General features: G+C 55.3%; 16 protein-coding genes. 13 read left to right on the top strand and 3 right to left on the bottom strand.

What is annotated here, in order from left to right; translation table 11 throughout:
* Positions 1-11: 11 nt before the first annotated feature.
* From C7386_RS09420 to C7386_RS09445, 6 genes are all read left to right on the top strand, one after another.
* The gene (locus C7386_RS09420; protein ID WP_110436264.1) at positions 12-1112 is read left to right on the top strand and encodes an ABC transporter ATP-binding protein; all 1101 of its coding nucleotides are present in this window, start codon (positions 12-14) and stop codon (positions 1110-1112) included.
* Between the two features lie 14 nt (positions 1113-1126).
* A complete protein-coding gene (locus C7386_RS09425; protein ID WP_165815525.1) occupies positions 1127-1771 on the top strand; it encodes a DUF624 domain-containing protein in 645 nt (214 codons plus the stop codon).
* A gap of 14 nt (positions 1772-1785) precedes the next feature.
* Positions 1786-3153 (top strand): family 4 glycosyl hydrolase, encoded by a 1368-nt coding sequence (locus tag C7386_RS09430; RefSeq protein ID WP_110436266.1) that lies wholly within the window; start codon positions 1786-1788, stop codon positions 3151-3153.
* Between the two features lie 3 nt (positions 3154-3156).
* The gene (locus C7386_RS09435; RefSeq protein WP_110436267.1) at positions 3157-4068 is read left to right on the top strand and encodes a carbohydrate kinase family protein; all 912 of its coding nucleotides are present in this window, start codon (positions 3157-3159) and stop codon (positions 4066-4068) included.
* A 21-nt stretch (positions 4069-4089) separates the two neighbouring features.
* Positions 4090-4827 carry a glucosamine-6-phosphate deaminase gene (gene nagB, locus C7386_RS09440; protein WP_110436268.1) on the top strand — a complete coding sequence of 246 codons (738 nt, stop codon included), beginning with the start codon at positions 4090-4092 and terminating at the stop codon, positions 4825-4827.
* A gap of 150 nt (positions 4828-4977) precedes the next feature.
* The gene (locus C7386_RS09445) at positions 4978-6330 is read left to right on the top strand and encodes an MATE family efflux transporter (protein ID WP_110436269.1); all 1353 of its coding nucleotides are present in this window, start codon (positions 4978-4980) and stop codon (positions 6328-6330) included.
* Positions 6331-6466: 136 nt separating this feature from the next.
* On the opposite strand, the gene sigG is transcribed toward C7386_RS09445, so the two are convergent.
* Positions 6467-7303 carry an RNA polymerase sporulation sigma factor SigG gene (gene sigG / locus C7386_RS09450; protein ID WP_110436270.1) on the bottom strand — a complete coding sequence of 279 codons (837 nt, stop codon included), beginning with the start codon at positions 7301-7303 and terminating at the stop codon, positions 6467-6469.
* A gap of 271 nt (positions 7304-7574) precedes the next feature.
* On the opposite strand from sigG, the gene pta reads away from it, so the two are divergent.
* The 3 genes from pta to C7386_RS09465 all read left to right on the top strand — a co-directional run bounded on the left by pta (position 7575) and on the right by C7386_RS09465 (position 9889).
* Complete coding sequence (gene pta, locus C7386_RS09455) at positions 7575-8585, top strand: phosphate acetyltransferase (RefSeq protein ID WP_110436271.1); 1011 nt, start codon at positions 7575-7577, stop codon at positions 8583-8585.
* Between the two features lie 491 nt (positions 8586-9076).
* Positions 9077-9475 (top strand): hypothetical protein, encoded by a 399-nt coding sequence (locus C7386_RS09460; protein ID WP_133241595.1) that lies wholly within the window; start codon positions 9077-9079, stop codon positions 9473-9475.
* Positions 9476-9490: 15 nt separating this feature from the next.
* On the top strand, positions 9491-9889 hold the full coding sequence (locus C7386_RS09465; RefSeq protein ID WP_116705389.1) for a hypothetical protein: 399 nt from the start codon (positions 9491-9493) through the stop codon (positions 9887-9889).
* A 248-nt stretch (positions 9890-10137) separates the two neighbouring features.
* On the opposite strand, the gene C7386_RS09470 is transcribed toward C7386_RS09465, so the two are convergent.
* The gene (locus C7386_RS09470; protein WP_110436274.1) at positions 10138-10653 is read right to left on the bottom strand and encodes an SLOG family protein; all 516 of its coding nucleotides are present in this window, start codon (positions 10651-10653) and stop codon (positions 10138-10140) included.
* Positions 10654-10789: 136 nt separating this feature from the next.
* Between C7386_RS09470 and C7386_RS09475 the strand changes: the two genes are divergently transcribed.
* The 3 genes from C7386_RS09475 (at position 10790) to C7386_RS09485 (ending at position 14185) form a co-directional block, all read left to right on the top strand.
* On the top strand, positions 10790-11638 hold the full coding sequence (locus tag C7386_RS09475; RefSeq protein WP_116705390.1) for a YihY/virulence factor BrkB family protein: 849 nt from the start codon (positions 10790-10792) through the stop codon (positions 11636-11638).
* A gap of 66 nt (positions 11639-11704) precedes the next feature.
* A complete protein-coding gene (locus C7386_RS09480; protein WP_116705391.1) occupies positions 11705-12331 on the top strand; it encodes a flavodoxin family protein in 627 nt (208 codons plus the stop codon).
* Positions 12332-12817: 486 nt separating this feature from the next.
* The gene (locus tag C7386_RS09485) at positions 12818-14185 is read left to right on the top strand and encodes a citrate/2-methylcitrate synthase (RefSeq protein WP_116705392.1); all 1368 of its coding nucleotides are present in this window, start codon (positions 12818-12820) and stop codon (positions 14183-14185) included.
* Positions 14186-14420: 235 nt separating this feature from the next.
* Here C7386_RS09485 and C7386_RS09490 read toward each other — a convergent pair whose 3' ends face one another.
* Positions 14421-15356, bottom strand: coding sequence for a sugar phosphate isomerase/epimerase family protein (locus C7386_RS09490; protein ID WP_227108662.1), 936 nt, complete (start codon positions 15354-15356; stop codon positions 14421-14423).
* 385 nt (positions 15357-15741) lie between these two features.
* Here C7386_RS09490 and C7386_RS09495 point away from each other — a divergent pair, with 385 nt between their 5' ends.
* Positions 15742-16761, top strand: coding sequence for a sugar ABC transporter substrate-binding protein (locus tag C7386_RS09495; protein ID WP_116705394.1), 1020 nt, complete (start codon positions 15742-15744; stop codon positions 16759-16761).
* The last annotated feature ends 324 nt before the right edge of the window (positions 16762-17085 follow it).

Here is a 17085-nt window from a genome sequence, read left to right on the forward strand (position 1 = left end):
GGTGAAATTACATGGCAAGCATTAGTTTGAATCACATCAAGAAGGTGTACCCCGGTGATATCGAGGTTATCTCCGACCTGAACCTGCAGATCAAGGATAAGGAGTTCGTCGTACTGGTCGGACCGTCCGGCTGCGGTAAATCGACCACACTGCGCATGATCGCGGGTCTGGAGGAGATTTCGGACGGCGAAATGTACATCGGTGACCGCAAGGTGAACGATGTAGCGCCGAAGGACCGCGATATCGCGATGGTTTTCCAGAACTACGCGCTCTATCCGCATATGACGGTTTACAAGAACATGGCATTCGCGCTCAAGCTGCGAAAAACACCTAAGGACGAAATCGACCGCAAAGTGCACGAGGCGGCTAAGGTGCTGGACATCGAGCATCTGCTCAACCGCAAGCCCAAGCAGCTTTCCGGCGGCCAGCGGCAGCGTGTCGCACTCGGACGTGCGATGGTGCGCGACCCGGCGGTATTCCTGCTCGATGAGCCGCTGTCCAATCTGGATGCCAAGCTGCGCACCCAGATGCGCACCGAGATCATCAAGCTGCATCAGAAGCTGGATACGACCTTTGTTTACGTTACGCATGACCAGACCGAGGCCATGACCATGGGCGACCGTATTGTTGTTATGAAGGGCGGCGAGATTCAGCAGGCGGACACACCGCAGACGCTGTATGACCATCCGTGCAATCTGTTCGTAGCGGGCTTTATCGGCTCGCCGCAGATGAATTTCATGGACGCCGAGCTGGGACGCGATGCGGACGGCTACAAGCTGACCTTTGCGGACCAGAGCCTGCACTTTGCGGGCAGCGATGCGCTGAGTGAGTACGTCGGAAAGACGGTCGTGTTCGGCATCCGTCCGGAGAATCTGCACACCTCGGGTGAAAAGTTTACGCAGAATACGGCGCATACGCTCACCATGCATGTGGATATTGCCGAGCTGATGGGCGCGGAGATTTACGCGCACTGCACCTGTGACGGTACGTCCGTTACCGTGCGTACGCCGTCCGGTGAGCCGATTCATGCGGGCGACACCATCACCGCGGCTGTGGATATGAGCCGCATCCATTTGTTCGATAAGCAGACCGAACGCGCGATCGCGTTCTGACAGGAGGAAAATCTGTGTTTCGTCCATCCTATTTGAAGGAAGGTCCGGGCGTTGCCAAGGATGCACCGGAAAAAACCGGCGCCGCATGGGTCGGAGAGACCCTTGCGCGGGAGTTCTGGCAGCTCGTCAAGCTGAATGTACTGTTTCTGCTGTGCTGTCTGCCGGTCGTGACCTTCGGTGCGGCTCGAGCCGCCATGGCGCGCTGTACGGTCAATATGGCGCGTGATGTGCCGAACGACGTGTGGACCGATTTCCGTGCGGCGCTGCGGCAGGATACGGTGCGCAATCTTTTGTGCGGTCTGGCCGAGCTTGCGCTGCTGTGGATGGGCGTGATGCTGGTAACGGCGGACGGATTTTTCCCGGCGCTGCTGGGCATGCTGCAGCTCTGCGTCACGGCTGCGTTTTTCCAGAATTTCTGGGCAGTACAGGCGGCGGTGGACATCCCGTTTGCGGCAGCGGCGAAAAATGCGTGGCTGCTGTGTCTGCTCCGTCCCGGCATGACCGTGCTGGGGCTGGGCGTAAATGCGCTGCTGCTGATTCCTGCAGTGCTGTTTTTCCCGCTTTCTCTGCCGTATGTGCTGCTGTTCCCGTGCGGTCTGTCCGGATTTGCCTCGGGCATGATCGGCTGGTCCAGCTGCAAACGGTATCTGATTCGATAACAGGAGGTATTTTTATGAAATTAACGGTAATCGGCGGCGGCGGTGTACGCTCCATGTTCCTCGCAAAGAGCATTGCACAGCGTGCGGAGGAGCTGCATATCGACGAGCTGGTATTTATGGATAACGATCCGGAAAAGCTCCGCATCTACGGCGGTCTGGCGGCGCACGTTGCGCGCATGCTGTGCCCGACCATGAAGTTCACGCTGACCTCCAGTGCGGAGGAGGCGGTAACCGATGCGGATTACGTCATCACGACCATCCGTGTCGGCGGCGATGCGACCCGCGTGCGCGATGAACGGCTGGCGCTTGATCTGGGTATTCTCGGTCAGGAGACCACAGGTGCGGCCGGCGTTTCGTTCGCCATGCGCTCGATTCCGGCGCTGGCTGAGTACTGCGAGCTGATTAAGAAGCTGGCAAAGCCGGGCGTCAAGGTGTTCAACTTTACCAATCCGGCGGGCGTGGTTTCACAGGCGCTGCGTGATATGGGATATGATTTCACCTACGGTATCTGCGACGCGCCGAGCGGCATGCTGCACCAGTTTGCCGACCTGTACGGCGTGGATGCGTCCCGCATTTACGGCGAGTGCTACGGTTTGAATCATCTGTCCTACTTCCAGAGCATCAAGGTGGACGGAAAGGAGATTATGCCCGAGCTGATCGCCAATGACGAGGCTTACGCCAAGACTGATATGCGCTTTTTCGAGAAGCGTCTGCTCGAGGACCGCGGCTGTGTGCTGAATGAATATCTGTACTACTTCTACTACCGTGAAAAGGCGGTTGCCAACATTCTGAACGCCAAGCAGACGCGCGGCGAGATGATCTGCGATATCAACCGCCACATGACCGAGGAGCTGTCCAAGATCGACATCGAGAACGACTTTGAGGCGGGTCTCAAGTGCTTTGAGAAGTGGTATGGCATCCGCGAGAACAACTACATGGCCAATGAGACTGGTATTCACCGCGACAAGCCGTGGACGTTTGATGTGTATTCCAAGGACGCGGGCGGCTACGCAGGCGTTGCGCTCAAGTTCATCGAGATTGCAGCCTCCGGCGGCATGGGCACGATGATCCTGTGCGCACCGAACGGCAATGCCATCGAAGGCCTCGAGCCGACCGATATTATCGAGGTTACCTGCGATATCTCCCGCGAGGGCTGCAAGCCGCACCATATCGAGAACATTCCGGAGAGCAACCTCGAAATGATCCGCCGCGTAAAATATTACGAACGTCTGGCGGCACGCGGTATCGTCAACCGCTCCAGGAAGGATATTACCGAGTGCCTGACCATGCACCCGCTGGTCGGCTCTTACTCGCTGGCAAGCAAGCTGACCGACGAGTATATCAAGCTCAACGCGCCGTATATCGGGGACTGGAGGGACTGACGCATGTCGTTTCTCGCTTCGGTCGGTGTGACCAATGTGGATTTGATGTATGTCGGCATGCCGCGCGTGCCGCAGGAGGGCGAGGAGATCTTTTCGCAGGATTTCCGCGTGCTGCTCGGCGGCGGTGCACCGGGTACGGCAGTAAACGCCGCCCGGCTGGGCATTCCGACCCGTCTGGCGACTTATCTCGGCAGCGATCTGTTTTCCGGCTTTGCCCGCGCGCAGTTTGAGCAGAACGGCGTTTCTCCGTACAATCTGGCGGCGGAGGGCGAGACTGGTATTCCGGTGAATGTCACCAGTGCCATGCTCACGCCCGGTGACCGTACATTTGCGACCTACTGCAAGCCGACCGCCATCACGGACGAGCTGCTCGAGCGGGTATATACCATGTCTAAGGGCGCTAAGCTGGTGCAGATGCAGGAGGGCTTTTTGCCGGTATATCGCAAGCTGCACGAGGAAGGCACCATTCTGATTTTCGACATGGGATGGGATGATGAACTGAGCTTTGAGAAATACGGCGATTATCTGCGTCTGGCGGATTACTACACGCCGAATACCAAGGAAGCACTCAAGATCACCGGCAGGGACACGCCGGAGGAGGCGCTCCGCGTACTGGCTGAGTATTTTGAGCACCCGCTGGTCAAGCTGGATAAGGACGGCTGTCTCATTCTCGAGGACGGCACGCCGCGTCTGCTGCGCAATATTCCGGAATTCACCTGTAAGGATTCCACCGGTGCAGGCGATGCGTTCCTTGCAGGACTGATGTACGGTCTGTACCACGGCTATCCGTTTGCGGATTGTGTGCGGTTCGGCAACATCACAGGCGGCAAGAGTGTTACCGGCGTAGGCTGCCTGACCGAGTATGTGCAGGAGAGCGAGCTGCTCGCGCTGCGTGAAAAGTATAAGGATTTATAAGCGTTTGGAGGCTTTTTCGTTATGAGAATCATTCGTGCAAAGGATTATAAGGACATGAGCCGCAAGGCGGCAAATATCATTTCCGCGCAGGTCATCCTCAAGCCGGATTCCGTGCTCGGTCTTGCCACCGGCTCGTCGCCGATCGGCACATATGAGCAGCTGGTCAAGTGGTACGAAAAGGGCGATCTGGATTTTGCGGATGTGACTACGGTCAATCTGGATGAATACTACGGCATGAAGCCGGAAAACGACCAGAGCTATCATTATTTCATGCACGACCACTTTTTTGACCATGTGAACATCGACCCGTCGCGTATCAATCTGCCGAACGGCATGGAGCCGGACGAGAAAAAGGAGTGCGCCCGCTATGATGCGGTGCTTCGCAGTGTGGGCGATGTGGATATTCAGCTGCTCGGTATCGGCCGCAACGGCCATATCGGCTTCAACGAGCCGGACAACTGCTTCGCCAAGGGCACGCACTGCGTGGAGCTGACCGAGTCCACCATCGAGGCAAACAAGCGCTTTTTCGCCAGCGAGGATGAGGTGCCGCGCCGTGCCTACTCGATGGGCATTCACACCATCATGACCGCAAAAAAAGTGCTGGTCGTTGCCAGCGGCGAGGACAAGGCGTGGGCTATCCGTGAATCCTGCTTCGGTCCGGTAACGCCCAAGGTGCCCGGTTCGATTCTGCAGCTGCACAACGACGCGATCGTTATCGCAGATGAGGCAGCTCTCAGCCTGTGCGGCGATTTTCTCTGATTCCTGATCATAACGGCGGCGGTACCGTGTTTTATCTTACCGTGCGGTAAATCAACAGCATTCTGCGGTACCGTCGTTTTGAAACCCGAAGTGCAGTTTCGTCTCCTTCTGCGCTTTGGGTTTTATGATTTTTCGCAAGGGAGGTGCGATATGGTGCGCGTTACCGATATGACACACGGCCGTCCGATACGGCTGATTCTGCTGTTTTCGCTGCCACTGATGCTGGGCAGCGTGTTTCAGCAGCTGTATACTATCGTGGATACGATCATCATCGGACGCGGTGTCGGCATGCAGGCGCTGGCGTCCATCGGTGCGGCGGATTGGATCAACTGGCTGGTTTTATGGGGACTGCAGGGCTTTACGCAGGGCTTTGCGATTCTCGCGGCGCAGGAGTTCGGCGCGGGCGCATACGACCGGCTGCGTCGTGTACTGGCTATGATCGTTAAGCTGTCGTGCTGGTTCGGCATTGCGGTGACGATCACCAGTCTGCTGCTGGTAAGACCTCTGCTCACACTGCTGCACACCGATCCTGCAGTGTTCGGCGGAGCACAGACATACTTATATGTGCAGTTCGGCGGCTCGCTCATCATCATTGCGTACAACATGGCGGCGGCCGTGCTGCGCTGTCTGGGCGACAGCAGAACACCGCTGTTTGCGATTATCGCGGCGAGCTTTGCTAATATTGCGCTCGACCTGCTGTTTGTGATGGGCTTTGGCTGGGGCATTTTCGGAGCTTCGTTCGCAACCGTGCTGGCGCAGTTGATTGCGTTTCTGCTTTGTCTGCGTTCTCTGTGGCGGCTGCCGTTCGTGCAGCTGACAAAGGCCGACTGGAAAACCGACCCTGCCATTCTGCTGCACCTGTGCCGCCTCGGCATTCCGACCGGTCTGCAGATGAGCATGATCACACTGGGAGGCATGGTGCTGCAGTCCGTGCTGAACGGCTTCGGCGTAGTGTTCGTGGCGGGCTATACGGCGGCCAACAAGCTGTACGGCATACTCGAAAGTGCATCGGTGGCGTTTGGCTATGCCATGACAGCCTACATGGGGCAGAACCTTGGTGCACGAAACGCGGCACGCATTGATGCAGGCATTCGGGCGGTACTGGTGCTGTCCGCCGAATTTACAGCCGCCATCGTGACGGCTATGCTTGTTGCGGGCAAACCGCTGCTGGGACTGTTTCTTTCGACCGAGGAGGCGGGCGCGGCAGAGGCGCTGGCGGTGGCCTATCAGTATCTCATGGTGCTGATGGCGTTTTTGTTTGCACTGTTCATGCTGCAGGCATACCGCTCCTCACTGCAGGGACTGGGCGAGATGACTGTGCCGACGCTTTCCGGCTTTGCGGAAATGCTCATGCGCATGGGCGCGGCGCTCGTGCTGCCGACCTTCATCGGGCAGAGCGGCGTATTCTTTGCGGAAGGCGCAGCATGGGTGTGTGCGGCAGCGCTCAATCTGGTATGGTATTATATGCGGATTGGGAAAATCAAGCGGGAAATGCTGAAATAACAAAGGTTCTGGACAGACTGAGACGCTCAACCGCTGTCATAAGTGGTTGAGCGCCTTGCGAATTAACTTGATGCCATTGCATTCGGAAGAGAGCAGATCAATCTATCAATAGCCATGAGATATCCTGTTTGAAGCGTCAAATATTGTGTGGATATTCAGATGGGGATAGGCGCAAACCGTTTGCACCTATCCTCGCGTTTTCTGCCGCTCGTACATTATATATAGTAAGAAAAGGATCGGAATCTTCCTTCCTTTTGTTTGGCGAAAGGTGTATTTCGCGTGCCACCTCCATCTGGGTGCGTCCCTCGAAGAACCGCAGCCGGATGATACGGCGCTCGCGGTCGTTCAGGCTGCGCATAGCGTCCCGCAGAGCAATACCGGCCAACCAGTTGTCGTCCGTGTTTTTGGTGTCACCGACCTGATCCATCACGCAGACCGTGTCCGTGCCGTCGTGGAACACCGGCTCGAACAGCGACACTGGGTCGAGTATCGCGTCGAGCGCGAACACGACCTCCTCTTTCGGCACGTCCATCAGCTTGGCCAGTTCCACGATGTCCGGCTCACGCTGGTGCTCGCGGATGAACGCCTCCTTGGCCTGCAGAGCGCGGTACGCCGTGTCGCGCAGGCTGCGCGAGACTCGCATGGCACTGTTGTCGCGCAGGTAGCGGCGGATTTCGCCGATGATCATCGGTACGGCGTAGGTGGAGAAGCGCACGCCGAGTTCGGTATTAAAATTGTCGATGGCTTTCATCAGGCCGATGCACCCGACTTGAAACAGGTCGTCCGGCGATTCGCCGCGGCCCTGAAACCGCTGAACAACGCTGAGCACTAGCCGCAGATTGCCGCGGATCAGCTCATCGCGTGCCTGCTTGTCTCCGGCAGCGGATTTTTTCAAAAGCTCGTCCGTCTTTTTTGCGGAGAGTACCGGCAGTCCCGATGTATTCACACCGCAGATCTCAACTTTTGTCTGCATAAAATTCCCTCCTGTTGGTCGTCACTATGAGGATACTATCTGGATTTTCCCCGCGGTTCCGTTCAAATATACCGACGAAATATTTTGCATGGGCCGGAGATTCGACAAATTTCACGTTCGCCTTGTGATATGGAACCGAGAAAGCGTTTTGCGTCCATCAGAAATTCCCTCTTGTGGGAATAGGGGGAAAGGGTGTATAATAAATTCAAGAGAATGCCTGTTTGCAGCGTCACACTGCATACAGACGATTGAAAACGAAGGAGAATGCAATATGTTTGAAAATCTGATTGCAGCACTCAAGGCTGACAAGCGCAAGATCGTATTCACCGAAGGCCCGGACGCTCGTATCCTCGAAGCGGCTGCACGCCTGAAGAAGGACGGCCTGATGGATTCTATCCTGGTCGGCAATGTTGACGAGGTAAAGGCTGCTGCTGCAAAGGGCGGCTTCGATATCGAGGGCATGGAGATCATCGACCCGGCTACCTACCCGGAGATGGACGCTATGGTAGCTAAGATGGTAGAGCTCCGTAAGGGCAAGATGAGCGAGGAAGACTGCCGCGCTGCACTGTCCAAGGGCAACTACTTCGGCACCATGCTCGTTAAGATGGGCAAGGCTGACGCTCTGCTCGGCGGCGCTACCTACTCCACCGCTGACACCGTTCGTCCGGCTCTGCAGCTGATCAAGACCAAGCCGGGCGCACACCTCGTAAGCTCCTGCTTTATTCTGGTCCGCGAGAAGGACGGCGTAGAGGAGAAGCTGGCTATGGGCGACTGCGCGATCAACATCGACTATCCGGATTCTGTCGACAAGGAAGGCAACGTAACCCTGAAGGGCAGCCAGAAGCTGGCTGAAGTTGCAATCGAGACCGCAAACACCGCTAAGGCTTTCGGCATCGACCCGAAGGTTGCTGTTCTGTCCTTCTCCACCAAGGGCTCCGGCAAGGGCGGCACGGTTGCTCTGTCCCGCGAGGCTACCGAGTACGCTAAGGAGATGAACCCGGAGCTGGCGATCGACGGCGAGCTGCAGTTTGACGCTGCTGTATCCCCGGTTGTTGCTGCTACCAAGTGCAAGGGCTCTCCGGTTGCAGGCCAGGCTAACACCTTCATCTTCCCGTCTATCGAGGCTGGCAACATCGGCTACAAGATCGCTCAGCGTCTGGGCGGCTACGCTGCTTACGGCCCGATTCTGCAGGGTCTGAATGCGCCGATCAACGATCTGTCCCGCGGCTGCAACGCTGACGAGGTTTACCAGATGGCGATCATCACCGCTGGCCTGAAGTAATTTCAGCACACACATAATTGCATAAGTAAGGAATCCGCCGACGTGAAAATTCAATCGCGTCGGCGGATTTTGCTTTTTCGATAGGAAAAATTTCCTGCTTGATAAAGCAGGGGAACGGCGGCGGTTTCGCCGCGGAAACCAAAAGGGTAGACACCTACGGTTTGCCCGTAGGCCACTAAACCTTGTTTCCCGCGCCGTGCGCGGATAAAATGAGTACTACCCTCTTGGGACTCCCGTTTCCCTTGTTAGATAGTCTGGCGAAAATGGTAGAGCGGCGACCGCTTCGAGAAGGAGAACGACAGTCGGGTTACATCAGCGTTTGTTTCTCAAAATATTCGCAGTTCTCGGATAGCGTACTGCTACACATATCGGAAAGTCAACGCAGTGGGCGGCACAAGGTGAATTGCCCGTAGGGCAAGAGAAGGTCCTCTGGAGCCGCCCAAGGGGAAAGCCTCGCACTGCTTGATAAACAATAAAAGGGAGAAACCGACATGAAACGACGAATTGTATTTGTTTTGATAGCCGTTTTGGTTTGCGTTGGAGCGGCATCGTGCTTTACATCGTATACGCCAGTGCCGGATACAGCAGAGATTGTGGACGTGCTGGTACTCCATGTTCATGCGGGAGATACGGCTGAGGACATCACCGGGCAGGTCGATACGAACGCCGTATGCGAACTGCTGCCGCAAATCAGAGCGCGCCGTCTGCCGAGTTATCATCGTGGCATCAGCGAAGACTGCTATCAGATTCAGGTGGTATACGGCGATAAAACCGTATGTTTCAGCCTCGGTGAACCGAGTTATGCGTATGAGGTCACAGAAAGTATGTCACCGTGGGTGCATAAGCTGTCCGGCAGCGAGAAACTTCTTGCGCTGCTTGATAAACAATAAAAGGGAGGAACCGACATGAAAAAACGAATCGCATTTGCATTGGCGGGCATACTGGTGTGCGTCGGAGCAGCGGTTTGGCTTGTGCCGTACACGCCCATGCCGGACATGGACGGCTTCTGGAACGTGCGTATCTGGCGCGTCAATGGCGCGGATATGACCGAACTGACCGAGCAGGTCAATCAAACAGCTCTGCGCGAAACGCTGACACAGGTGCAGGCCAAACGTGTTCCGCGTTCGCAGCATAGCTGCTCGATGGATAAGGTCAGCTACGAAATCATCGCGGTGTATAATGACACGCCGACCTTCCTTAATATCGGTGAACTTAATTTTGTGTACAACGGCAACGGCTGGGTGCATGATTTGAAAAACGGCAGTGAGATTCTTACTCAGCTGGATGAAATCTGCAATTCGTAACAGCAACGCCGTGATGCAATCTACCTGAACAGATTACCATAGGGGCAGACCAATGTGTCCGCCCTTTTTCATAGGTGGCGGTTCGTTTAGGGCGCACACATTGGTGCGCCCCTACGATGCTGTGTATAGCTGAGTAAAATCGGTGCAATTTAGAGAGAAACGGCGGGATGACCCATCCCGCCGTTCTACAGAGAACACATACGCAAACAAATGCAAAACAAAAGGACTGACCCATCGGTCAGTCCTTTTTACAGCAGCGAAAGCTGTCCGTCCGCGAGATTTACAATTTTCAGTCCGCTCTGCTCAGCCATATGCACGGTCTGCGCCGTACCGCCCGACCGTCCATCATAGTAACAGATGAGCCTTGACGATGCATCCACCATAAACCGGTTGCGCGCGGCAAAGCACCCGGCGTGATAGCTCCGCGAGAGCGCATACACCTTGTCTGCGGCGAGCAGGCAGCGGTTGAACCGGCGTTTCCACTCGAGCGGAAACCGATCGGCCTGTCCGTCGAACGGCACAGCACACAGCAGCTGCACCGGGAGTGCGGCGCGCGCGCGCAGAACAGCTTCGGCGGCCCACAGATCAAAGCCGGTGGACATACCGGAGAGAAACCGCGTACAGCCGTCAGCGGCGGCCTCTGCGACCGCAGCATCGAGTGCGGCGAACAGCTCGCGCGCAGCGGGACAGTCCTCGTTCCGGAACGGCATTTTTTCAATTCGGTAGCCGGAAAAACAGCAGGTCACCGGACGCAGATCCGCCATGACACACCCTCCAATCAGAACAAATGTTCTGTTTTTATCAGTATACAATAGATGAAGCCAAAACGCAAGTTGTAAATTTGATAAAAAGCTGATATGATAAGTACAGCACAATTTACCGACACAGGGGAGGGACGCAATGAACGGTCAAAACCGATGGCTATATCTGATCAAGCGCATGGTTTACCGCTTTTTTGATGACGGCATTCCGCAGTCTGCGGCAGAGCTTTCGTATTTTCTGCTGTTTTCCATGTTCCCGCTGCTGATGTTCGTCAACTCCATGCTCGCACAGCTTGACCTGTCAATCGAGGGGATGCAGCCGGTGCTGGAAATGCTGCCGAAAAGTCTGCAGCAGCTCATAGGCGGCTATATTCAGCAGCTGACCGGCACGCCGTCGTTCAGCCCGATGATCGTCGGTCTGGGTCTGACGCTGTATTTCCTGTCCCGTGCGGTGCGCTCAATGATGCGCACGGTCAATGATATTTACCACGTTGAAATCTCGCGCGGCATGGTCAAGGACGTGCTCATTTCGTTCGGCATTACGGCGGGTTTTCTTGTTTCGGTTGTGTGCAGCTTTGTGCTCGTTGTCGCCGGACGAACCATCATCCGCGTTGTACCGAAATATCTGCCGGTGCCGCCGGCTGTGATGGACGGACTGCACGATGCCAGCTTCTGGGTGATGATCGCGTTTATTTTCGTGTTCCTCATGCTGTTCAACAAGGTCGTGCCCAATCTGCACCTTAGGTTCCGTGAGGTGTGGCCGGGGGCGCTGTTCTCGCTGGTAGCGTGGATTCTGGTCTCGCTTGGATTTTCGTTCTATGTGGACAATATGGCGCGGTATTCTGTGCTGTACGGCTCTCTGGCGGCGATTATCGTACTGATGCTGTGGCTGTATATCGTCAGCATGATCCTGCTGATGGGGCCGCAGCTGAATCATACGCTGGTCGTGATGCGGCTGTACCGGCTGGAGAACGAAAAGCATTTATAAGTCCAATATTCGTCAAAAACAGTGCGGACGCGCACTGAAAATAGAGAAAACACGGAGGAAAAGGATATGAAAGTTGTAGCAATCAACGGCTCGCCGCGTAAGGACGGCAACTGTGCACAGATGCTCGAGGTGCTCGGCAAGGTGCTCGAGCAGGAGGGCATCGAGTTTGAAGTATGTCAGCCGGGGGCGAAGGTGCATCCGTGCATGGCGTGCTATCACTGCCTGGACAACGGCACGCTGCGCTGCGTGCAGGACGACGACGGTGTAAATGAAATCATCGCCAAGTGCATTGAGGCGGACGGCATCGTGCTCGCGTCTCCGGTGTACCACGGCGGCATTGCGGGCGGTATGAAGTGCGTGCTCGACCGTCTGATTCTGGCGGCAGGCTGCGGCGATAATCAGCTGAAGCACAAGGTCGGTGCGGCGCTGTGTACGCTGCGCCGTTCGGGTGGCATGGAGACCTACCAGCAGCTGCTCGGCACGATCAACACCATGGAGATGGTGCTTGTCACCTCGGACTACTGGAACGCCGTACACGGCGCAGACAAGGGCGAGGCTGTGCAGGATATCGAGGGCGTTGAGGTCATCGAAAAGCTGGGCCGCAATATCGCATGGATGCTCAAGGTGATCGACAAGGCCGGAATCGAGCCGCCGGAGAGCCACCCGCGCACGATGATGAACTTTATCCGCTGATCCGCATGGTTATCCGCTAAACAAAAATTGCAGAGTTCCAAAAGGCACAATGAGAAACTCATTGTGCCTGAGGCTGTCGAAAAACTTCGTTTTCCGAACAGCCTCTCGCTCGAAACCACGCTTTCGAGCGAATCTCGAAGAAAAACCGCGTCCTACGGACACATTTTTTCTTCCCTTGTATAAATTCCGAGATACATGCTCCCGGAATTTATGAATTTGCAAAGCAAATTCGATTGAATGCGTGCTGCCGCACGAAGCATAAAAATCGAATATTGCTTTTTCGACAAGCTGAGGCACAATGAGAAACTCATTGTGCCTTTTTGTGCATAAATTTATCAAATTGGTGGGCATATCCTGTGTAACTGCTGAAATGTGCGAAAAAATTCACGAATTGTTAACGGAACTGTGCAAAAAATGTCATGTAAACGCGAGTGGATTCTGATACAATAAATATATCACACAATGCAGTCAAAGGGAGGAATCATCATGACACCGGAACACGATATTTTACAGGTCACGCCGCGCGTGGAAGCGCTGGCGGCGCTCTGCCGCTCGAACAGCCGCATTGATCCGGCGCTGTACCGCAAGTACGATGTCAAGCGCGGTCTGCGCGACATCAATGGACAGGGCGTACTGGCCGGTCTGACCAACATTTCGGACATTATCTCCCGCAAGGAGATAGGCGGCGAAATCGTGCCCTGTGAGGGCGAGCTGTACTATCGCGGCATTCGCATTCAGGATCTGGTGCAGGGCTTTGTTCGGGACGGCCGCAAGGGCTACGAGGAAGCTGCGTACCTGCTCCTGTTCGGCGAGCTGCCGGATGCAAAGCGGCTGGGCGACTTCAAGGCGCTGCTGGCACAGGGCCGCACGCTGCCGACCAATTTCACCCGCGATGTCATCATGAAAGCACCGACCCGCGACATGATGAACAGCCTGTCGCGCAGTGTGCTCACGCTGGCATCCTACGACAGCAACGCGGATGATATCAGCCTGCCCAACGTGCTGCGGCAGTGCCTGATGCTGATTTCGGTCTTTCCGATGCTGGCGGTGTATTCCTATCACGCCTACAATCACTACGAGTGCGGCGGCAGCATGTACATTCACTACCCGTCGGACAGCCTTTCCACCGCCTCCAACTTCCTGCGCATGCTGCGCCCGGATATGCAGTACACGCCGCTTGAGGCAAGCGTGCTCGATCTGGCGCTTGTGCTGCACATGGAGCACGGCGGCGGCAATAACTCGTCGTTCACAACACATGTCGTCACGTCCTCCGGCACGGATACCTATTCGGCTATTGCAGCGGCGCTCGGTTCGCTGAAAGGCCCGAAACACGGCGGAGCGAACTACAAGGTCGTGCAGATGTTCGAGGATATGAAGAAAAACGTGTCGGATACCACGGATGAGCAGGCAGTCGCGGACTATCTTGTCAAGCTGCTGCGCCGTGAGGCATTTGACCAGAAGGGACTCATCTATGGCATGGGCCACGCTGTGTACTCGATATCGGATCCGCGTGCGCAGGTGTTCAAATCCTTCGTCGGTCAGCTGGCGCACGAGAAGGGCAGAGACGCGGATTTCGCGCTGTACACCATGGTCGAGGAGATGGCGCCCAAGGTTATCGCGCAGGAACGCCACATCTATAAGGGCGTGTCTGCAAATGTTGATTTTTACTCAGGTTTTGTGTATTCTATGCTGGGGTTGCCGCCGGAATTGTACACGCCGGTGTTCGCCATGGCACGTATCGTCGGCTGGAGCGCGCATCGCCTGGAGGAGCTGATCAACACGGATAAGATCATCCGTCCGGCGTACCGCTGCGTGCAGCCTGCGGAGCCTTATATTTCTCTTAAGGAACGCTGAGACTTAATATAATAAAGAAAACAGGTGCTGTAAGTTGAAATTACAGCACCTGTTATTATAGATATAAGATTTGAGGCAATACCGCATAATTGAACAAGAGTGATTTGCGAGTGAATTTTGCGTACTGACGAGGCACAGTTTTGCGGTAATACTTGATGTATTACCGTGAAACTGCAACAAAGTCAGGACACAAAATTGCCGCAAAGCACCGCCGCTTTAATTGTGCGGTGTTGCCTTAACCAATATTGAGCGCTTCGCGCAGCACCTGCAGGCTGGCGAGATGACCGTCGAGCATGGAGAGCGTCAAATCTTCCATTTCAAGGGAAATCTCATCGTTGTAGCCCGACATGCGGACAACCGAGAAAAACTCCTTCCACCACTTGGCATCGTGTCCCGCGCCGACGGCAACATAGTTCCACGAGCGGCGGGCAAATGCGTCGATCGGCTTGGTATCCAGCATGCCGTTTGGCTGCCAGTAGCGGCGCTCCGGCCGTGAATCCTTGCCGTGGATATGGTAAATTGCACCGTGCTCACCGAGCACACGGGCTGCTTCGATCGGATCGCCGCCCATCCAGAACAGGTGGGACGGATCAAGGTTCATGCCGATCATCGGGCCGACAGCCTCACGCAGACGGAGCAGCGTTTCCGGGTTGTAAACTAGCTGCATACCGTGGTTTTCGAGCGCAATCCGCTCGATTCCGCAATCTTCTGCCAGCTTAACGAGCTTTTTCCATGCGGGAATCGCAACCTGATTCCACTGGTAATCCAGAATGTCCTGCGTCTCGGGCGGCCACGAGGTCGTGATCCACACCGGCGTTTTATCGCCCTCGCAGCCGACCGGCAGACCGCTCATCATAACGATCTTCTTTACTCCGAGCTGATGCGCCAGCTCAAAGGTTTTCTTTGTTACATCCATGTCCTTTTCATACGCGAGCGGGTTGCCTGAGCAGTTGAGCGCGCACAGCTCCAGACCCTTCTCACGCATGGCATCATACCATTTTTCGCGGGCGGTCTTGTCGCTTACCAGAAGGTCGAGGTCACAGTGCGGCGCACCCGACCAGTTGCCGGTGCCGATTTCAATGGCGGCAATTTTCTGCTCCACGCAGAAGTCGAGCATCTGCTCATAGGGCATATCCAGCGTGCAGGTTTTGATAGCAAGCTTCATTGTCATATTCCTTCTCTCATTAGGATACGGTAATTTTACCACATTGTAACCTTTGCTGGCAAGAGATGTCTCCAAAATATGCCCAAAACGACCATGAAATTCCCATGATTTTATAGGAAAAATGCCGTAAGAAAAATAAAAATGCACAATGCACAGCGTCTGGTTTTCGATTGTCAAAGCAGGAATTTGTGAATGTGCACAAAACGAAACATGCGAAAATCACCACCTCTTACAAAAATAACAACGAAGGGTTGCCAAAACGGTATTATTGCATTAAAATATTACCAGAACGTTGGAGCGTTCCTAAGTCCCACAGCAGTGGGAACCGACCGCAGAGCAGACAACCTGAGAGTCTGTTTGCTCCGCATGAAAAAGGAGAGAGGTTTTTATCATGAAGAAGAGATTACTTGCTATGCTGATGACTGGCGCTATGGTTGCAAGCCTTGCAGCTTGCGGCGGCGGTTCTTCTACCCCGGCTGGCGGCGACACCCAGAAGGATGGCGGCGCTAAGGCTGGCACCACTTCCGGCTGCTCTGTTGACGTTATCCTGAAGACGACTGCTTCCGAGTACTGGAGCTACGTTAAGGCTGGTGCTGAGGCTTACTCCAAGGACAACCCGGACGTAAAGGTTGAGGTTAAGGGCGCTACCTCCGAGACCGCTTACGACGAGCAGCAGAATATGATCGAGACCGACCTGAACTCCGGCGCATACGATGCATTCGTTATCGCTCCGCTGCAGGCTGACCTCGTTAAGACCCTGATCGCTGGCCAGACCGCACCGATCGTTGCAGTTGATACCAACATCGATGCACCTGAGGTTCTGTCCTTCGTAGGTACCGGCAACGAGGATGCTGCTGCAGAAGGCGGCAAGGCTGCCGTAGAGGCTGCTAAGGCTGCTGGCTGGGATAAGGTTCAGGCAATCGCAATTTCCGGCGTACAGGGCGACGGCACTGCTACCGCACGTCTGACCGGTTATGAGAAGGGCGTTACCGAGGCTGGCGGCGAGTTCCTGAAGGACGAGATCCAGTACGCTGACGCTGTTGCTGATAAGGCTGCTACCTCGATGGAAGCAATCATGCAGAACCATCCGGAAGGCGTCGCTATCATCGTCTGCAACAACGACGATATGGCTATGGCTGCTGCTCGTGCTGCAAAGGGCAACGCTGCTTACGCGAAGACCATCTTCGTTGGCTTCGACGGCATTCAGTCCGCTTGCAACGCTATCCTCGCTGGTGAGGAGACCATGTCCGTTGCTCAGGAAGCATACGACATGGGCTACAAGGCAGTTGAGGCTGCTGTAAAGGCTGTTAACGGTGAGACCCTGGAGAAGTTCATCGACTCCGGCTGCTCCGTTGTCACCAAGGATAACGCTCAGGAGCGCCTGGATAAGCTGAAGGGCTACATCGGCTAAGCAATCCATCCCACACGCTTGTGGTTTTCCATTAGTTCCAGCATTTAAGTGAACGAGAAGAAACCCCTGCTCGATTTCAATCTCTGCAGGGGTTCTCTTTTCAAACATGCTCCCGCGGACAAGAAATGGTAAAGAGCTTGCACTGGGCAGGCTTTTCCTTAGGGAACTGAACCGAGAACAGTTTACTTTGTCCCGCACTTCATCTCGGAGAAGAAAAGGTGATATGCAAATGAGTGAATACGTAGTAGAACTGAAAAACGCGACCAAGCGTTTTCCGGGCGTAGTGGCTCTGAAAAACATGCAGCTTTCCGTCAAGCCGGGCGA

This window comes from Agathobaculum butyriciproducens, assembly GCA_003096535.1.
Taxonomy (GTDB): domain Bacteria; phylum Bacillota; class Clostridia; order Oscillospirales; family Butyricicoccaceae; genus Agathobaculum; species Agathobaculum butyriciproducens.

What these genes read in the sequence shown, in the direction of transcription:
- C7386_RS09420 (WP_110436264.1), top strand. Translation starts at nt 12, where the DNA reads ATGGCAAGCATTAGTTTGAATCACATCAAGAAGGTGTACCCCGGTGAT.
- C7386_RS09430 (WP_110436266.1), top strand. Translation starts at nt 1,786, where the DNA reads ATGAAATTAACGGTAATCGGCGGCGGCGGTGTACGCTCCATGTTCCTC.
- C7386_RS09435 (WP_110436267.1), top strand. Translation starts at nt 3,157, where the DNA reads ATGTCGTTTCTCGCTTCGGTCGGTGTGACCAATGTGGATTTGATGTAT.
- nagB (WP_110436268.1), top strand. Translation starts at nt 4,090, where the DNA reads ATGAGAATCATTCGTGCAAAGGATTATAAGGACATGAGCCGCAAGGCG.
- C7386_RS09445 (WP_110436269.1), top strand. Translation starts at nt 4,978, where the DNA reads ATGGTGCGCGTTACCGATATGACACACGGCCGTCCGATACGGCTGATT.
- sigG (WP_110436270.1), bottom strand. Translation starts at nt 7,303, where the DNA reads ATGCAGACAAAAGTTGAGATCTGCGGTGTGAATACATCGGGACTGCCG.
- pta (WP_110436271.1), top strand. Translation starts at nt 7,575, where the DNA reads ATGTTTGAAAATCTGATTGCAGCACTCAAGGCTGACAAGCGCAAGATC.
- C7386_RS09460 (WP_133241595.1), top strand. Translation starts at nt 9,077, where the DNA reads ATGAAACGACGAATTGTATTTGTTTTGATAGCCGTTTTGGTTTGCGTT.
- C7386_RS09465 (WP_116705389.1), top strand. Translation starts at nt 9,491, where the DNA reads ATGAAAAAACGAATCGCATTTGCATTGGCGGGCATACTGGTGTGCGTC.
- C7386_RS09470 (WP_110436274.1), bottom strand. Translation starts at nt 10,653, where the DNA reads ATGGCGGATCTGCGTCCGGTGACCTGCTGTTTTTCCGGCTACCGAATT.
- C7386_RS09475 (WP_116705390.1), top strand. Translation starts at nt 10,790, where the DNA reads ATGAACGGTCAAAACCGATGGCTATATCTGATCAAGCGCATGGTTTAC.
- C7386_RS09480 (WP_116705391.1), top strand. Translation starts at nt 11,705, where the DNA reads ATGAAAGTTGTAGCAATCAACGGCTCGCCGCGTAAGGACGGCAACTGT.
- C7386_RS09485 (WP_116705392.1), top strand. Translation starts at nt 12,818, where the DNA reads ATGACACCGGAACACGATATTTTACAGGTCACGCCGCGCGTGGAAGCG.
- C7386_RS09490 (WP_227108662.1), bottom strand. Translation starts at nt 15,356, where the DNA reads ATGACAATGAAGCTTGCTATCAAAACCTGCACGCTGGATATGCCCTAT.
- C7386_RS09495 (WP_116705394.1), top strand. Translation starts at nt 15,742, where the DNA reads ATGAAGAAGAGATTACTTGCTATGCTGATGACTGGCGCTATGGTTGCA.